Origin of the sequence: Meiothermus taiwanensis WR-220, assembly GCF_003568585.1 — a bacterium.
GTDB classification, from domain to species: Bacteria; Deinococcota; Deinococci; order Deinococcales; family Thermaceae; genus Meiothermus; species Meiothermus taiwanensis.
The window spans coordinates 2612237-2627305 of the sequence record NZ_CP021130.1; the positions used below are offsets into that span (position 1 = coordinate 2612237).

Sequence of the window (15069 nt, forward strand, 5' to 3'; positions counted from 1 at the left end):
GCTGAGGCCCCCGCTGGGCTATCGCACGGGCGTATCCCGGCCCCGGGCCTCGGGCCAGCAGAACCCCACCCGTGCGCCCCCCTCGGGGCGGTTTTCGGCCCGCACCCGAGCGTCCATCACCCGGGCCACCGCCGCCACCAGGGCCAGGCCCAGCCCCACCCCATCGCTTCGGTCGCTCTTAACGAAGGGCTCGAAGGCCCTGGGTTGCAGTTCCGGTGGGAAGCCGGGCCCCCGGTCGTATATCCAGAGCCAGAGGCCCCCGGCGTCGGGCTCGAGCACCACCTTCTCCACACCCCCGCCGTGTTGGGCGGCGTTGTGCAGCAGGTTCTCCACCACCACCGCCAGCAGATCGGGGTCGGCCTCCACCCAGCCGTTCCCCTCCACCACAAGCCCGCGCTGTTCGAGGAAGGCTTTCAAGTCCAGCGGCTGGCCCCGCGCTCGCCCCTGGCCCTCGAGGCGGGCCAGCGTCAGCAGGCCCTGCAGCAGCGACTCCATCCGGGCTGCCTCGCGCAAGGCCCCCTCGGTGGCCCGGGGCTCCCCGGGCCGGCGCTGCAAGACTTCCAGATACCCCTTGAGGGCGGCAAGGGGGTTGCGCAGTTCGTGGGAGGCCCCATAGGCAAAGCGCCGCGCGGCCTGCTCCTGCACCTTGAGGCGCTGCAAGGCGGCCTCGAGCTGGCCCATCAGAGCATTCATGGCCTCGACTGCCGGACGAACCTCGGGCAGGCCTGGGGGGGGAAGGGGCTCGAGGTACTCGGCATTGCGACGGGCCAGCTCCTGCGAGAGGGTGTCCAGGGGCCGGAGCGAGCGGGACAGGCCCCAGGCCCCCACGCCAAAGGCCAGCAGGGCCAGCACCCCCCCGAGGCCCAGATAGAGCTGCAACAGCCGCTGGGGCAGGGCCGCCACCTCCTCCAGGGGCGTGCCCAACCCCAGGCCCCCCTCCTCAGCGGGCAGCGCCACCCACAGCCAGTTATCCCGCACCTGGCGAAAACCCTGCCCCGCTCGCAGGGCCTGCTCGAGGCCCTCGGGGAGCTGGTAATCGCCCAGGTCGGTAAAGGTTATGCGGCCTTGGGGACCCAGGATAAAGCCCACCCCGCCAAACTCCTGCACCACCTGGGCCAGATCCTGCACACGCACCGTCCCCTGGCTGACCAGAAAACCCAGCCGGGAAAGCACCGCCCGCTCGAGGGCCTCCTGCACGGTGCGCTGGGCCTGCTGTACCGTCAGGGCGCCCAGCGGAAACAACAGCAGCACCAGGGCCAGCAACAACCACAGCAGAAGACGCAGGCGGAGGGTCATGGCCGCTTACTTGCGCAGAATGTAGCCGTGCCCCCGCAGGGTGTGCAGCAGCATGGGTTCGCCCAGTTCCCGGCGCAGGGCCGAGAGGTGCACCTCGAGGGTGTTGGGCTCCACCTCCTGGCCCCAGACCCGTTGCATCAGGGCCTCTTTGGACAGGACGTACTCGGCGTGTTCCAAAAAACACTGCAGGAGCTGTATGGCTTTGGGGGATAGCTCGAGCAGCCGCCCACCCCGGCGGGCCTCCATCCTGCCTGGATACAGCACCACATCGGCGTAGGAAAGCACCTCCTCCGGGCGCTTGCTGCGGCGCAGAAGGGCCTCGAGGCGGGCCAGCAGCTCCGCGAGGGCGTAGGGTTTTACCAGATAATCGTCGGCCCCTTCCCGCAGGCCCTTGACCCGCCACTCCACCTCGTCCAGCGCGGTGAGCATCAGCACCGGCACCGCGCTTTGCCGGCGTATCTCGCGCAGCACCCCAAACCCATCGCCCCCGGGCAGCAGCACATCCAGCACCACCAGCTCGGGGTTCTCGGTCAGCCTGCGCAGCCCTTCGGCGCCGCTGGCCGCCTCGAGCACCACGTGGCCCTCGAGTTCTAACCCCAGGCGCAAGGCCTCGCGCACCCCAGGGTCGTCTTCGATGAGCAGCACCCGGGCCATGCCTCTATTCTGGCAGATACCTGTGCAAACAACGAGCGCCCACCCGCCCCGTTAGGTGGACTCCCCGGCCCTGTCCGGCAAGCCCCGCACAAACAGGGCCACCCCTTCCTGCAAAAGCGCCTCGGCCGAGTAACCGGGCATGTGCTGGGCGGTCATGTAGGCCCCGTGCACAATCGAGGCAAAGATAACCGCCAGGGCCCGGCCATGCCCCGGCGCGACCTGCTCCAGCAGGCCGGCCAGCTGCTCGAGGCCGCGCCGCATGGCCTCGCGGGCCAGCTCGACTGCCTCGAGGTCGCCGCCCCGGCGGCTCGAGTAGGCGGTCATCAGGGCGGTAAGGGGCTCCACCTGTCCCCGGTAGGCCAGGGCCAGGGCCATCAGGCGCTGGTACAGCGTGCCCGGCTGGGCAATGGCCCGCTGGGTCTCGGCCAAGCCCTCCTGCAACAAAGCCTCCAGCAGCTCCCGCTTGGAAGCGAAATGGTGGTACACCGCGGCCTTGGTCAGGCCCAGGGTGCGGGCCAGGTCTTCCAGGCTGGTAGCGGCGTACCCCCGCTCGGCAAACGCTTTACGGGCGCTCTGCAAAAGGGCTTGGCGGGTGTCCATGTAGCTATAGCCTACGCCTCCTGCCGCTGGCCGGGGTGTGGCTTCCACAACACTGGCGTTCATGGCGGCTTCCTTCAGAAAAGGTAGTTCACCCCGAAGCGGAGCTGGATGCCCAAAGCTGTTCCATAAATGCCCGTGGCATCGCTGGCCAGGTAAAAGGTTGGCACGGCTTCGGCAAAGAGACCCGTATCGCTGGCGGTGCTGTAGCTAACCCCGGCCAGACCGCGAATGCCAAAAAAGTTCAGCGCCCCCAGGCCCACCCAGTGGCCCCCCAGGCCCCCATACGGAAGCAGGCGTCCTGTTCCAAAGGGAAAGAGCAGGTCGGCGCCGAGCTCGAGGAAGCTGGGGCTCAGCCCGATGCCCACACTGGCCCGCGCCCCAAGACCACCCCCCAGGTTGTAGCTGCCAGCCTGCAGCATCAGGCTGGTGAGAGGGGTTCCTTCCACCCACTGAAATACCAGGCTGGCCCCGGCAAAAGGCCTGGAGCTTTGAGCAAGGGCCGTCCAGCCCAGGCATAGCAGGAAAAACACGGCGATTTGTTTGCCCATGATAAGCCCAATTCTATGCCGTCTTGGGGCCTCAAAAGCCCGGTCAGGTGTTACATAAAGATTTCATTAGCCGGCCCTAAGACTTCCCTCGAGGCCCGCTCCCTAGACTGCCAATTATGCGCCCTTGGTACCTGGCCCTGCTGCTCGGCCCGCTTGCGGTGGCCTGTAGCGGCCAGAGCGTCCTCCGACCCCCCAGCACCCCCTCCACCCCCGGCGAAAGCTTTAGCCTGGCCGCCGATCCCTTCACCCTGCAACGGGGCGGCACCGCCACCCTCACGGTGCGGGTGACCTTCAACGCCAGCAACCTGACGCGGGTTTTTTTGAGCTACCAGAGCAACACAGGGGGCCTCGAGGTCACCCCCAAGGAGCAAAACGCCGTACGGGGCAGCACAAATACCCAGAGCGCCACCTTCACCGTCACCGACCGTGGGGTAGACCCTATGGAAAAGAAGCCCTTCTTCTACATCTACGGCATCGCCTGCACCAGCAACGGGTGTAGCGGCCAGTCCCAGCGCAGCCTCACCATACAGTGGAATATGCCTTAAGCATTCACCCCCGGCCGTCGCCGCCTACCGCTTGAGCGCCCCCAGAAAAGAGATGGTGGATGACTATCTTTATATCAGCGGCGCACTCCAAAAAACCACCGGCGAGGCCCGGCCCCGCCGGTTGGTGATGGGCATCTTTAGTTCACCGTGCCCAGCGCGCCCTCGAGCTCGACATCCTGGGTGCTCCCACCCCGCACATACAGCCCGCGCCAGGCATCCTCGGTGGTGAAGAAGCCATCCAGGCGCAGATCGGTTCCGGGTTTGATGTACTGCTTGAGGGGGCCAGTCCCTGAGTTGCGGTCGCCGGCGATGTAAGGCCCATCGCCGTACAGGTTGGTCTCGAAGTAGCCGTCGCGGTCGGGGTCGAGTTCGGGCTTGTAGCGCAGCCGCAGGTTCATGATCTGCAGCGTGCGGCGGGTGCTGGAGGAGTTATTGGTGACCAGGTCGGTGCAGTTGAGGGCGTTGCAGGCGGTGGCCGGGTTCTGGATGTCAATGCCCAGGCCGGGGCCGCTAAACTCCATGCCTAAAGCCTTGACCAAACCCCCATCCCACTGCTCGTAGCCCGAGTTGTTGGCGGCGATGCGGATGCGCTTGGAGGCCCTGGTGCTGCTTTGCAGTTGCTGGCCAATCTGCTCCTGGGTAACCTGCTGGCCGGTGCGGGGGTCGGTGCAGGTGTTGGTGAAGTAGGGGTTATCGCCCTGGTTCTGCCTCGAGGCCCCAAAATCCCCCTTGTAGTGGAGCTCGGCCAGCTTCTCGCCGGTGCGCCAGCGGGTGGCCACCACCACCACGGTGTGGAAGCGGGCGCAGACCCGCTGGTCGGTGCTGGTCTCGGAGTGGATGTTGATGTACCAGCCAATCTCGCCGTCGCGGATGGCAAAGCCCTTGAACCCCTCGGCCCGCTCGGGCTGGTTGTTGGTGTACTGCGCGGTGTAGAGGAAGGGGGCCTGGTAGCCAATCAGGCCGGGGTCGGCGTTGTGGTCGTGGCGGTAGTAGCACCAGTAGACCGGGTCAATCTGGGGGTGCCAGCTCGGGTAGTTGCGCCCATCCGGCCCCTTGGCCAGCCAGAGGTTGTCGAGCCAGGAAGGGCAGGTGGTGTTGGGCACCGGCCGTTCGGTGATGCCGCTGGGCAGCCCCGGCTCCGCTGAAGGCTGCCCATTGCCCTCGGCCAGCAGCACCCAGTACTTACCTTTGCCCTCAGGGGCGCCCAGGGTGATCTCACCCGCCCGGAAGGTGCGGGTGTAGGTGTTGAACTTCTTGCCATCGGCGGTGGTGGTCTCCCCTTTCTGCCAGCCTGCCAGCCACAGCGCCGAGTGTTCCCAGGCCACCACCACCGTGGCCGGGCGGGTCAGGCTCAGGCGCAGCCAGTCGGCCCGCGAGGCGCTCGAGCCGGGGGTTTCCAGGATGTCCCAGCCGGCGTACTGGGTAAAGCGCGGCCCCGAGGGCTGGCTGGGGTTGTTGGGGTTGCGGTTTTTGTCGGCCTGGCGCGGCCAGTAGCGCAGCCCGCCGTAGCTGGCCCGCAAACGCCCATTGTCTTCGCTCACCACCAGGTAGCGGTTGAGCAGGGTCAGGGGCTGGTGGGTGGGGTGCTGGGTGAGGGGCTCGGCCAGAAAGGGGCCGTTGGAGCTATCGGGGGTGGGGTTGTCGGTGTACTCCCCACCGCAAGCCCCTAGTAGCAGGCCCAGGCCGCCCAGCAGCAAAAGCCTCTTGGTCTGTCGCATTGGTCTTCCTCCTGTGCCTTGCTCGAGGTATGAACAACCCTTAGCCACCAACGTACAAGGATTTTTGAGCGTTACTTTTCTGGATTAACCACAGCTTAAGAAAAGAGGCCGGACTGGCTCAGAATACCCTAACCGAACTCACACACAGGCTTCTAATTGCGGTACTAAGGCCAAACAGGTTGGGGCAGGCCTGCCCCAAGATTGCGTAGAATACAGGGCGCATGGACGAGGCCCTTTTTTTTGCAGGCATTGCCAGCCAGATGGGCAGACCGGGCACCTACCAGGCCGCCGATCTGCAGGCCCGGGTGCGCCGCCACCTCCCCGACCTGATGGCTGGTTTGCAAGCGGTTTACCCCCAGGCCCCCGCCGTGGCCGAGCGGGCGGCCCAGGTGATTGGGCGGAACCTGGCCGAGCGCCCTCCCGAACTGCTGGCTTTGGATCTCGAGCGCATCCACACCCCGGACTGGTTTCAGCAGCCCCATATGCACGGCTACATCGCCTACGCCGACCGCTTCGCAGGCACCCTGCAGGGTGTTGGACAGCACATCGGCTACCTCAAGGAGCTGGGCATCCGCTACCTGCACCTGATGCCCTTGCTGCTCCCGCGCGAGGGCGAGAACGACGGCGGCTACGCGGTGGCCGACTACCGGCAGGTGCGCCCCGACCTGGGCAGCATGGAGGACCTCGAGGCCCTCTGCACCCAGCTGCGCCACGAAGGCATCAGCCTTTGCCTGGATCTGGTGCTCAACCACGTGGCCCGCGAGCACCCCTGGGCGCTGGCCGCCCGGCGCGGCGACCCAAAGTACCGCAATTACTTCTACATCTATCCCGATCGCACCATCCCCGACCAATTCGAGCGCACCCTGCCCGAGATCTTCCCCGACTTTGCCCCCGGCAACTTCACCTGGGACGAGGAGCTGAAGGGCTGGGTCTGGACGACCTTCAACCGCTGGCAGTGGGACGTGAACTGGAGCAACCCCGAGGTGTTTCTGGAGTACCTCGACCTGATTTTGTGGCTGGCCAACAAAGGGGTGGAGGTCTTCCGGCTCGACGCCATCGCCTTTACCTGGAAGCGCCTGGGCACCCACTGCCAGAACCAGCCCGAGGTGCACGCCCTCACCCAGGCCCTGCGGGCCGCGGTGCGCATGGCCGCGCCGGCGGTGGCCTTCAAGGCCGAGGCCATCGTGGCCCCGGAAGACCTGATCGCCTACCTGGGCAGCGGAAAGCACTACGGCAAGGTGAGCGAGCTGGCCTACCACAACACCCTGATGGTGCAGATCTGGAGCAGCCTGGCCAGCCGCGACACCCGGCTTTTTACCCAGGCCCTGCGGCGCTTTCCGCAAAAGCCCCCCAGCACCGCCTGGGCCACCTACCTGCGCTGCCACGACGACATCGGCTGGGCCATCTCCGACACCGACGCCGCCGCAGTGGGCCTGAGCGGCCCGGCCCACCGGCGCTTTTTGTCGGACTTCTACAAGGGTGATTTTCCGGGCTCGTTTGCTCGAGGCCTGCACTTCCAGGAGAACCCCACCACCGGCGACCGGCGCACCTCGGGCAGTGCGGCCAGCCTGGCCGGGCTGGAGGCCGCGCTGGAGTCCGGCAATCCCCGCCTGATCCACCTGGCCATCGAGCGCATTCTGCTGGCCCACGCGGTCTTTATAGGCTATGGGGAGGGCATCCCGCTCATCTACATGGGCGACGAGCTGGGCATGCTCAACGACTACGACTACGCCCAGGAGCCCGCCCACAAGGACGACAACCGCTGGCTCCACCGCCCCCGGATGGACTGGGCCAAGGCCCAGAGGCGCCACCAGGAAGGCACCGTAGAGCACCGGATTTTCCACGGCATCAAGGCGCTTTTGCAGGCTCGAGCCCGCACCCCCCAGATGCACGCGGCCTTCCCCACCCAGGCCCTCTGGCAGCCCAACCCCCACCTGCTTTTACTCAAGCGCGAACACCCCCAGGGCCGGCTGGTGCAGGTGTATAACTTCAGCGAGCAGGATCAGCCCTTCCCCTTCGAGGCCCTCGGGCAGGAAGGCATCGTGCAGCCCTTCGACCAGATCACCCAGGCCCCGGCCCCGGCCTATCTAGGGCCCTATGCCCGGCTGTGGCTCACCCAGCACCCGGTATAAAGGAGAGCTTTATGGAATGGTGGAAAACCGCAAGCATCTATCAGATTTACCCCCGCAGCTTTCAGGATTCCAACGGCGACGGGATTGGCGACCTGCCGGGCATCCGTAAGCGCCTGCCCTACATCCGCGACCTGGGCTTCGATGCCATCTGGCTCTCGCCTTTTTACAGGTCGCCCATGAAGGACTTTGGCTACGATGTGGCCGACTACTGCGACGTAGACCCCATCTTTGGCACGCTCAAAGACTTCGACGAGCTCCTGGCCGAGGCCCACCGGCTGGGCCTCAGGGTGCTGATCGACTTTGTACCCAACCACACCTCCGACCAGCACCCCTGGTTCTTGGAGTCCAGGAGCAGCCGCGACAACCCCAAGCGCGACTGGTACGTCTGGCGCGACCCGGCCCCGGACGGAGGCCCTCCCAACAACTGGCAGTCCTACTTCGGCGGCCCCTCCTGGACGCTGGACGAAAAAACCGGCCAGTACTACCTGCACCAGTTTTTGCCCGAACAGCCCGACCTCAACTGGCGCAACCCCGAGGTGCGCCAGGCCATGTACGAGGTGATGCGCTTCTGGCTGGACAAGGGGGTGGATGGCTTCCGCGTCGACGTGATCTGGCTGCTGGTGGAGGATGCGCTCTTCCGCGACGAGCCCGACAACCCCCAGTACAAGCCCGGCGACATAGACCGCTTCCGCCACATCCACATCTACCAGGAAGACCAGCCCGAGACCCGCGAGATCGTGCAGGAGATGCGCGCCGTGCTGGACGAGTACCCCGGCGACCGGGTGATGATCGGGGAGATCTACCTGCCCTACCCCCAGCTCATACCCTACTACGGCACCCCCGAAAGGCCCGGCTGCCACCTGCCCTTCAACTTCCACCTGATCTTCCGGGGCCTGAACAACTGGACGGCCGAGAACATCCGCAGCATCGTGGAGGAGTACGAGGCCAGCCTGCCCCCCTTTGCCACCCCCAACTGGGTGCTGGGCAACCACGACCAGCACCGCCTGGCCAGCCGTATCGGGCACGAGCAGGCCCGGGTTGCGGCCATGCTGCTTTTTACCCTGCGGGGCTCGCCCACCTGGTACTACGGCGACGAGATTGGCATGGTGGACGGGCAGATTCCCCCTGACAAAGTACAAGACCCCGCAGCCCTGCGCCAGCGCGGGGCCGCCGGCGAGCACGGCCTCGACCCGGGCCGCGACCCCGAGCGCACCCCCATGCAGTGGACCCCCCATGCCTACGCCGGCTTCAGCACCCGCGAGCCCTGGCTCCCCATCAACCCAGACTACCCCGAGCGCAACGTGGAGGCCCAGGACGCCGACCCCTTCTCCATGCTGACCCTGGTGCGCACCCTGCTGGTAGTGCGCAGGGAAACACCGGCCCTGCTGCACGGGGCCTATCAGACCTACAAGGCCCCCGAGGGGGTGTTCGCCTACCTGCGCGGGGGTGAGGTGCTGGTGGCCTTGAACTTTACCCAGGAGCCCAAAGCCCTCTCCACGCCCGGAGGGGAGATCCTGCTCTCGACCCATCTGGATCGCTACGGCAGGGTGGAAGGAGGCCTGCTCGAGCTGAGGCCCCATGAAGGCCTGATAATAAAGCTATGACCCGCGTGCTGTTTGTCTGCATGGGCAATATCTGCCGCAGCCCCATGGCCGAGGGCATTTTCCGCCGCAAGCTGCGCGAGCGGGGGCTGGAGGGGAAGTTCGAGGTGGACTCCTGCGGTACGGGCGGCTGGCACCAGGGCGAGCCCGCCGACCCCCGTACCCAGGCCGTGCTGCGCAAGTACGGGGCCGACTTTCCCCATGTGGCCCGCCAGATCCGGGCCGAGGATATGGAGTACTTCGACCACATCTTCGTGATGGACAAAGAGAATCTGCGCACCCTCGAGCGCATGTTTCCCGCCCACCGGGGCAAGGCCCGGCTGCTTTTGGACTTGAACGGCGGGGGCGAGGTGCCCGACCCCTACTACGGCGGGCCCCAGGATTTTGAGGCGGTTTATCAGATGCTCGACGGGGCCCTCGAGGCCTTCTTCCAGGCGCACACAACGACCTGATCGCCAAGGCTCAGGGCAGGTTTTTCAACCACTGCCGGTACTGCTCAATCTCGCGGCTCTGTACGGTGATAACGCCCTGGCAGAAGCGTTTGAGTTCGGCCCTGGCCGCCTTTTGCAAGCACAGCCTGGACATCTCCACGGCATCCTGGTGGTGGGGAATCATACCCTCCAGGAAAGCCCGGTCGGGGGAGCTGCCGTGCCCCGGCATCATGCCCATCAGGGCGGTGTCCATCATGGCCTGCATGTCCGCGCGCATCATCGCCATGTAGCGCTGGCTGGGGGCTACGCCATACCAGCTTCTAAGCCAGTTGGTAAGTTGGGTAATTTCTTTGTTCTGCAGCGCGATGATTTCCTGGGCGGCTTTGCGGATGCGGGCGTCTTTGGAAACCTTCAGGATGGCCTGGGCCATCTCCACCGCACCCTTGTGGTGGTCAATCATCATGGATATGTAGGCGATGTCGAAGTCGCGCCCCTGGAGCTTTTGCAGCTCGGCCATGGCCTGCATGGTCATACCGCCGTGCCCGGCGTGGTCGGTCTGGGCCAGGCTCCATCTCAGGAGCATTGCCAAGAGCATTCCCAACAGTTTCCGCATAGTTTCCTCCCTACGAAAGCTCACGTACCAGCTTTCCCATTGTGGTTTGTTCACCCGGCCCAAAGGGCGGCCTGAAAGCGCGCAGGCGCAGCGCGTTGGACAGTACAAACAGCGAGGAGAGGCCCATGGCCGCCCCGGCCAGCACCGGCGAAAGGAGCCAGCCCGTGAGAGGGTACAGGGCCCCGGCGGCCACCGGAATCAGGAGCACGTTGTAGGCAAAGGCCCAGAACAGGTTGAGCTGGATGTTCCTGAGGGTGGCCCTCGAGAGCGCCAGGGCATTGGGCACGCCCCGCAGATCGCCCGAGATCAGGATCACGTCGGCGGTCTCGATGGCTACGTCGGTGCCGCTGCCGATGGCGATACCCACATCGGCCTGGGCCAGCGCGGGGGCATCGTTGATGCCATCGCCCACGAAGGCCACCTTGTGGCCCTTGGCCTGCAACGTCCGTACCGCTTCGGCCTTGCCGTGGGGCAGAACTTCGGCCAGCACCTCGTCGAGGCCAAGCTGCCGGGCGATGGCCTGGGCGGTGCGGGTATGGTCGCCGGTAATCATGGCCACCCGCAAACCCAGGCGGTGCAGGGCGGCCACAGCCTCCGCGCTGCCGGGCTTGAGGGGGTCGGCCACGGCCAGGATGGCGGCCAGTTTTCCGTTGATGGCCGCGTAGAGGGGGCTTTTACCGGCTTCGGCCAGCTTCTGGGCCAGCGCCGCCAGGGTGTGCACCTCGAGGCCCAGTTGAGCCATATAGCGATCGGCCCCCACCTCCACCCGGTAGAGGCCCACCCGACCCCTCACCCCAAAGCCGGGGAAGGCCTCGAAATCTTCCGGCTCGGCCAGCTCGAGGCCCCTGAACCGAGCCGCGCGCACGATGGCGCGGGCCAGGGGATGTTCGGATTTCTGCTCGACCGAGGCCACCAGGCGCAGCACCTCGGCTTCGTCGTAGCCTTCCAGCACCTCGAGGTCGGTGAGTTCGGGCCTGCCCTGGGTGAGGGTTCCGGTCTTGTCGAGGGCGATGACGCGGGCCTCCTGCAGCGTCTGCAGGGCCTCGCCCCTGCGGAAAAGCACCCCCAGCTCGGCGGCCTTGCCGGTGCCCACCATGATGCTCACCGGGGTGGCCAGGCCCATGGCACAGGGGCAGGCGATAATCAGCACCGCTACGGTGTTGACCAGGGCATAGGTAAGGGCATTTTCGCCGCCCAATACCAGCCACACCCCTGCTGTAAGGGCGGCGATGGCCAGCACGATGGGCACGAAGACCGCCACCACCCGGTCGGCCAGGTTCTGGATGGCCGGCTTGGAGGCCTGGGCGTTTTCGACCAGCCGGATAATCTGGGCCAGCACGGTGCCCTCGCCCACCGCCGTAGCCCGGAAGGTGAGGCTTCCGTTCTGGTTGAGCGTCCCCCCCACCACCGGGGCCCCCTCGGTTTTGTAGACCGGGAGGGGCTCGCCGGTAATCATGGACTCATCCACATAGCTCTGCCCCGCGACCACCACCCCGTCCACCGGTATCTTCTCGCCGGGCCTGACCTGCACCAGGTCGCCCACCAGTACCTCGTCCACCGGGATTTCCCGCTCGAGGCCGTCCTGCACGATGCGGGCGGTTTTGGCCTGCAGCGAGAGCAGCCGCCGCATGGCCTCGGAGGTGCGGCCCTTGGCGATGGCCTCGAGGTACTTGCCCAGCAAAATCAGGGTGATGACCACCCCCGCCGCCTCGAAGTAGGCGTGGCGGGCCTGCGGGGGGAAGAGGCCCGGAAAAAGCACCACCCCCAGGCTGTAAAAGTAGGCCGCGCTGGTGCCAATCATCACCAGGCTGTTCATGTCGGGCGAGCCCGAGCGCAGGCTCCTCCAGCCGTGGCGGTAAAAGCGCAGGCCAGGGCCAAACTGAATGGGGGTGGCCAGGGCCAGCATAACCCAGTTCAGGCCGCTCATCACCCCGTGCCCAAAGGTGCTCATCAACCAGGCCTCGACGGGCGGGAAGAGCATGGGCAGCATGGCGATCAGGAAGAGGGGCAGGGCAAACACCGCCGCAATCAGCAGCGCGCGGCGCAGGCTGGCCAGCTCGCGGGCGCGGGCCTCGCGCTCGAGGTCGGCGCGCTCCTGGCCCCTCCCCAGCTCGAGCACGCCGTAGCCCGCCGCGCGGATGGCCCGCTTGAACTGGGCCACCCCGGTGCTGGCCGGAAGGTATCTCACCAAAGCCCGCTCGGTCGCCAGGTTAACGCGGGCCTCCAGCACCCCGTCCAACTGCTGCAGGGCCTGCTCGACCCGGTTCACGCAGGCCGCGCAGGTCATGCCGGTAATGCCCAGTTCAACCTCGGCCACCTCCGGGGTATAGCCCGCTTCCCGTACCTTTTCCAGCAGGGCCTGGGGGGTGGTCTTCTCGGGGTCGTAGACCACCCGGGCGCGTTCGGTGGCCAGGTTGACCGAGGCCAGCGCCACCCCCTCGAGCTTCCCCAGCCCGCGCTCTACCCGGTTGACACAGGCCGCGCAGGTCATGCCCTGAACGCCGATTTGTAGCTCCTTGGTTAGCGGTATTTGAGCACCTCCATCAGTTCCTCTACCATCCTCTGGGTGTCGCCCCGCACAGCGGCGCTGGCCACGTGGTGCTCGAGGTGGCTTCTGAGCACCATCTCCCCCACCTTGTCGAGGGCCCCCTGCACGGCCTTAATCTGCTTGAGCACGTCCACGCAGTACGGCTCACCCTCGAGCATCTTGAGAATGCCCTCGAGGTGCCCCTTGGCCGAAAGCAGCCGGTTGCGGGCCTCCTGCCGCACCCTGGGGTCGAGGTGCAGGGTGTGTTCGTGGGTCATCTCAGGCCACCCGGGCGGTGTAACCCTCTTCCTGCACCGCCTCGATCAGCTTATCCACCGGCGCCGTCCCGGTTACGGTGGCCCGGCCCTCCTGCAGCGAGACCTCCACGTGCTCAACCCCCGGCACCTTTTTGAGGGCTTCGGTCACGTGACGCGCGCAGTTGTTGCAGCTCATGCCTTCAATCTTGAGTTGGGTCATGGTTTCCTCCACAGCGTCAGTATACCCACCCCCCTGGGGTGGGGTAAGGACAAAAGTCACTTTTTGCTCGAGGCAGGCCAGACCGGACTCAAGGGGATTGAGTATTACAGAACGTCAGTTCGAAGTTATCCAACGAGTCGAAACAGCATGGTAAAGTCCGCCCTACCGCGTAGGGGAGGCTCGCTTGTATCCGGGCGAATCAAGCCCCACTCAGCGCTTCAGATAGCGGTCGAAATAGGCCACCGAGCGCCGCATGGCCAGGCCGAAGCTCTGGCTCAGGTTGTGGTCGTTGCCGGGATAGGTAAAAAGCTCGTAGGGCCGCCCGGCTGCCCGCAGGCGCTGGGCCAGGCGCTGGGAAAAGCTCACCGGAACCACCGTATCGGCCAGGCCGTGGTGTAGCTGGATGGGCCCGACCCGCTCGAGGTAGTTGTGGGCGGTGATGGAGGCCCAGAAACCGGGGTTGCTCTCGGGCGAGCCGTAGCGGGCCAGAAACAGCTCACGCCGCCGCAAGGCGCCCGGCGGAAGCTGGGCCGGGGGGCTGCGCCGCCAGCGGTAGAGCAGGTCTTCGTAGGTGCCCACCACCCCCGCCCAGATCACCCCCACCCGGATGCGCGGCTCCACCACCATGGCCCGCAGGGCCAGGTAGCCCCCCATGGAGTGGCCCCAGATGCCGATGCGCTCGGGGTTGGCCTGGGGAAACCGGCGCAGCGAGGCAAAGGCGTTGAGGGTATCAATGGTGTAGTCCGGCGACCAGTAGGCCCCGCTGGCGGTGCCCTCGGAGTTGCCGTGCCCGCGCAGGTCAATCTTGAACACGATATAGCCGGCCCGGGCCAGCGCGTCCACATAGGCCCCATAGCGCTCGGTGGTGCGGTACTGGGCCGGTGGGATGTAGCCATGCACGAAGACGATGGCCGGCCAGCCCGCCCGGGGACGTGCGCCGTTGGGAACGGTGAGCAGGCCGTAGATTTTCAGCCCCTCCGAACGGTATGAAGCAATATAGCGGCGGTAGTTGGCGCCGGGGGCCAGGGTTTGCTCGAGGGTGATGGCGCTGCCCGGATAGCTGCCCTGGCGCAGGGCCTCGATGGACATGGGATGGGCCTCGAGCCCCCCCTGGGCCAGCGCCGTGCCCAGCAAGACCGCCAGCAGCGTTGTTCCAAAGCGTAGGGTGTGGCTCATGGTTGGCCGTGGCCTACTTTAGCGCACCGGGTTCTCCGGCCCCCGGCCCCGGTAGGCATCAATAAAGGCCGCAGCCAAAGCGGCATCCCAGGTCTCCAGGCGCAGCAGCTTGCTCCAGGCGGTGAGTTCGATGGTCTGACCCAGCCCTTGCTTGGGCACCACCACCAGCCCATCCCAGGCCCCGGTAAAGCGGCGCTGCCAGGCGCGAATCTGGCTCAAAACCTCGGCCGGGGGTTGGTCGTAGTAAATGACGATGTTGCCGTGCTCGAGGGCGTGTACCAGTTTTTCCTTGGGCTCGGGGCGGGTGTAAAACCCCGGCTCCGTCCAGTTGGGCCAGTGCACCCCCGAGGTGGGCGGGTCGGTGGCATACACAATGGAGACCCCGATGGTGCCGTGACCCCGCCCGGCATCGGGGTAGGTAATCTCCCGCGCTGCCAGACTGGCTTTGCCCGCCGCAACCAGCCCCTCAAAGGCCTGCGCGGTTTGCCGGGACTGCCACCAGAAATAGCCGCCCACCAACACCGCCAGCACCACCACTCCTCCCAGCACCCAGGGCATGGGCGAGGGTTTGGGCTGGGAGCGGTACTTGGCGGCTGCTTTCTTTTTCTTTTTTGATTGCGTTGCCATTGGATCACCCTTGAAACCCTAGCTTAGGAGCACTTTAGAATCTAGAGTACCCAATCATTTCACATTTTCCACCTTAAGGCTGGCTTAAGCTTATACCCCTCTGGCCTTCAGCTTTAAAGCGCAG

The 15069-nt window shown here is 66.0% G+C and carries 15 protein-coding genes; 4 read left to right on the plus strand and 11 right to left on the minus strand.

The features are described from left to right. Positions 1-18: 18 nt before the first annotated feature. The 4 genes from MTAI_RS12865 to MTAI_RS12880 all read right to left on the minus strand — a co-directional run bounded on the left by MTAI_RS12865 (position 19) and on the right by MTAI_RS12880 (position 3098). Positions 19-1296 (minus strand): sensor histidine kinase, encoded by a 1278-nt coding sequence (locus MTAI_RS12865; protein WP_027887712.1) that lies wholly within the window; start codon positions 1294-1296, stop codon positions 19-21. Between the two features lie 6 nt (positions 1297-1302). Beyond that, positions 1303-1950 carry a response regulator transcription factor gene (locus MTAI_RS12870; protein ID WP_027887713.1) on the minus strand — a complete coding sequence of 216 codons (648 nt, stop codon included), beginning with the start codon at positions 1948-1950 and terminating at the stop codon, positions 1303-1305. Between the two features lie 51 nt (positions 1951-2001). Further along, positions 2002-2550 (minus strand): TetR/AcrR family transcriptional regulator, encoded by a 549-nt coding sequence (locus MTAI_RS12875; protein ID WP_027887714.1) that lies wholly within the window; start codon positions 2548-2550, stop codon positions 2002-2004. A gap of 74 nt (positions 2551-2624) precedes the next feature. Continuing rightward, positions 2625-3098: a hypothetical protein gene (locus MTAI_RS12880; protein ID WP_027887715.1), complete on the minus strand. Its 474-nt coding sequence runs from the start codon at positions 3096-3098 to the stop codon at positions 2625-2627. Positions 3099-3214: 116 nt separating this feature from the next. Here MTAI_RS12880 and MTAI_RS12885 point away from each other — a divergent pair, with 116 nt between their 5' ends. Further along, positions 3215-3643, plus strand: a complete 429-nt coding sequence (locus MTAI_RS12885; protein WP_036196954.1) for a hypothetical protein — start codon at positions 3215-3217, stop codon at positions 3641-3643. A gap of 137 nt (positions 3644-3780) precedes the next feature. Here MTAI_RS12885 and MTAI_RS12890 read toward each other — a convergent pair whose 3' ends face one another. Next, the gene (locus MTAI_RS12890; RefSeq protein WP_027887717.1) at positions 3781-5361 is read right to left on the minus strand and encodes a hypothetical protein; all 1581 of its coding nucleotides are present in this window, start codon (positions 5359-5361) and stop codon (positions 3781-3783) included. 221 nt (positions 5362-5582) lie between these two features. On the opposite strand from MTAI_RS12890, the gene MTAI_RS12895 reads away from it, so the two are divergent. Genes MTAI_RS12895 through MTAI_RS12905 form a run of 3 tightly spaced genes read left to right on the plus strand, consistent with a single transcriptional unit; the run spans position 5583 to position 9546 of the window. Beyond that, the gene (locus MTAI_RS12895) at positions 5583-7493 is read left to right on the plus strand and encodes an alpha-amylase family protein (RefSeq protein WP_063843395.1); all 1911 of its coding nucleotides are present in this window, start codon (positions 5583-5585) and stop codon (positions 7491-7493) included. Between the two features lie 11 nt (positions 7494-7504). Further along, a complete protein-coding gene (locus MTAI_RS12900; protein WP_027887719.1) occupies positions 7505-9097 on the plus strand; it encodes an alpha-amylase family glycosyl hydrolase in 1593 nt (530 codons plus the stop codon). After that, the gene (locus tag MTAI_RS12905; RefSeq protein ID WP_027887720.1) at positions 9094-9546 is read left to right on the plus strand and encodes a low molecular weight protein-tyrosine-phosphatase; all 453 of its coding nucleotides are present in this window, start codon (positions 9094-9096) and stop codon (positions 9544-9546) included. The genes MTAI_RS12900 and MTAI_RS12905 overlap by 4 nt, the downstream gene beginning before the upstream one ends. Positions 9547-9556: 10 nt before the next feature. On the opposite strand, the gene MTAI_RS12910 is transcribed toward MTAI_RS12905, so the two are convergent. From MTAI_RS12910 to MTAI_RS12935, 6 genes are all read right to left on the minus strand, one after another. Next, positions 9557-10138, minus strand: a complete 582-nt coding sequence (locus MTAI_RS12910; protein ID WP_027887721.1) for a DUF305 domain-containing protein — start codon at positions 10136-10138, stop codon at positions 9557-9559. A 10-nt stretch (positions 10139-10148) separates the two neighbouring features. Continuing rightward, positions 10149-12668 carry a heavy metal translocating P-type ATPase gene (locus tag MTAI_RS12915; protein WP_187388623.1) on the minus strand — a complete coding sequence of 840 codons (2520 nt, stop codon included), beginning with the start codon at positions 12666-12668 and terminating at the stop codon, positions 10149-10151. Further along, positions 12659-12943 (minus strand): metal-sensitive transcriptional regulator, encoded by a 285-nt coding sequence (locus MTAI_RS12920; RefSeq protein ID WP_013012592.1) that lies wholly within the window; start codon positions 12941-12943, stop codon positions 12659-12661. Before MTAI_RS12920 ends, MTAI_RS12915 begins: the two co-directional genes overlap by 10 nt. A 1-nt stretch (position 12944) precedes the next feature. Next, entirely contained in the window at positions 12945-13142 is a 198-nt protein-coding gene (locus tag MTAI_RS12925; RefSeq protein ID WP_027887723.1) for a CopZ family metallochaperone, read from the minus strand. 210 nt (positions 13143-13352) lie between these two features. Further along, positions 13353-14318 carry an alpha/beta hydrolase family protein gene (locus MTAI_RS12930; protein ID WP_027887724.1) on the minus strand — a complete coding sequence of 322 codons (966 nt, stop codon included), beginning with the start codon at positions 14316-14318 and terminating at the stop codon, positions 13353-13355. A gap of 18 nt (positions 14319-14336) precedes the next feature. After that, positions 14337-14945: a thioredoxin-like domain-containing protein gene (locus tag MTAI_RS12935; protein ID WP_027887725.1), complete on the minus strand. Its 609-nt coding sequence runs from the start codon at positions 14943-14945 to the stop codon at positions 14337-14339. Positions 14946-15069: the final 124 nt, after the last annotated feature.

Coding starts and splice junctions, on each gene's coding strand:
- MTAI_RS12865 (WP_027887712.1), bottom strand. CDS start 1,296: ATGACCCTCCGCCTGCGTCTTCTGCTGTGGTTGTTGCTGGCCCTGGTG.
- MTAI_RS12870 (WP_027887713.1), bottom strand. CDS start 1,950: ATGGCCCGGGTGCTGCTCATCGAAGACGACCCTGGGGTGCGCGAGGCC.
- MTAI_RS12875 (WP_027887714.1), bottom strand. CDS start 2,550: ATGGACACCCGCCAAGCCCTTTTGCAGAGCGCCCGTAAAGCGTTTGCC.
- MTAI_RS12880 (WP_027887715.1), bottom strand. CDS start 3,098: ATGGGCAAACAAATCGCCGTGTTTTTCCTGCTATGCCTGGGCTGGACG.
- MTAI_RS12885 (WP_036196954.1), top strand. CDS start 3,215: ATGCGCCCTTGGTACCTGGCCCTGCTGCTCGGCCCGCTTGCGGTGGCC.
- MTAI_RS12890 (WP_027887717.1), bottom strand. CDS start 5,361: ATGCGACAGACCAAGAGGCTTTTGCTGCTGGGCGGCCTGGGCCTGCTA.
- MTAI_RS12895 (WP_063843395.1), top strand. CDS start 5,583: ATGGACGAGGCCCTTTTTTTTGCAGGCATTGCCAGCCAGATGGGCAGA.
- MTAI_RS12900 (WP_027887719.1), top strand. CDS start 7,505: ATGGAATGGTGGAAAACCGCAAGCATCTATCAGATTTACCCCCGCAGC.
- MTAI_RS12905 (WP_027887720.1), top strand. CDS start 9,094: ATGACCCGCGTGCTGTTTGTCTGCATGGGCAATATCTGCCGCAGCCCC.
- MTAI_RS12910 (WP_027887721.1), bottom strand. CDS start 10,138: ATGCGGAAACTGTTGGGAATGCTCTTGGCAATGCTCCTGAGATGGAGC.
- MTAI_RS12920 (WP_013012592.1), bottom strand. CDS start 12,943: ATGACCCACGAACACACCCTGCACCTCGACCCCAGGGTGCGGCAGGAG.
- MTAI_RS12925 (WP_027887723.1), bottom strand. CDS start 13,142: ATGACCCAACTCAAGATTGAAGGCATGAGCTGCAACAACTGCGCGCGT.
- MTAI_RS12930 (WP_027887724.1), bottom strand. CDS start 14,318: ATGAGCCACACCCTACGCTTTGGAACAACGCTGCTGGCGGTCTTGCTG.
- MTAI_RS12935 (WP_027887725.1), bottom strand. CDS start 14,945: ATGGCAACGCAATCAAAAAAGAAAAAGAAAGCAGCCGCCAAGTACCGC.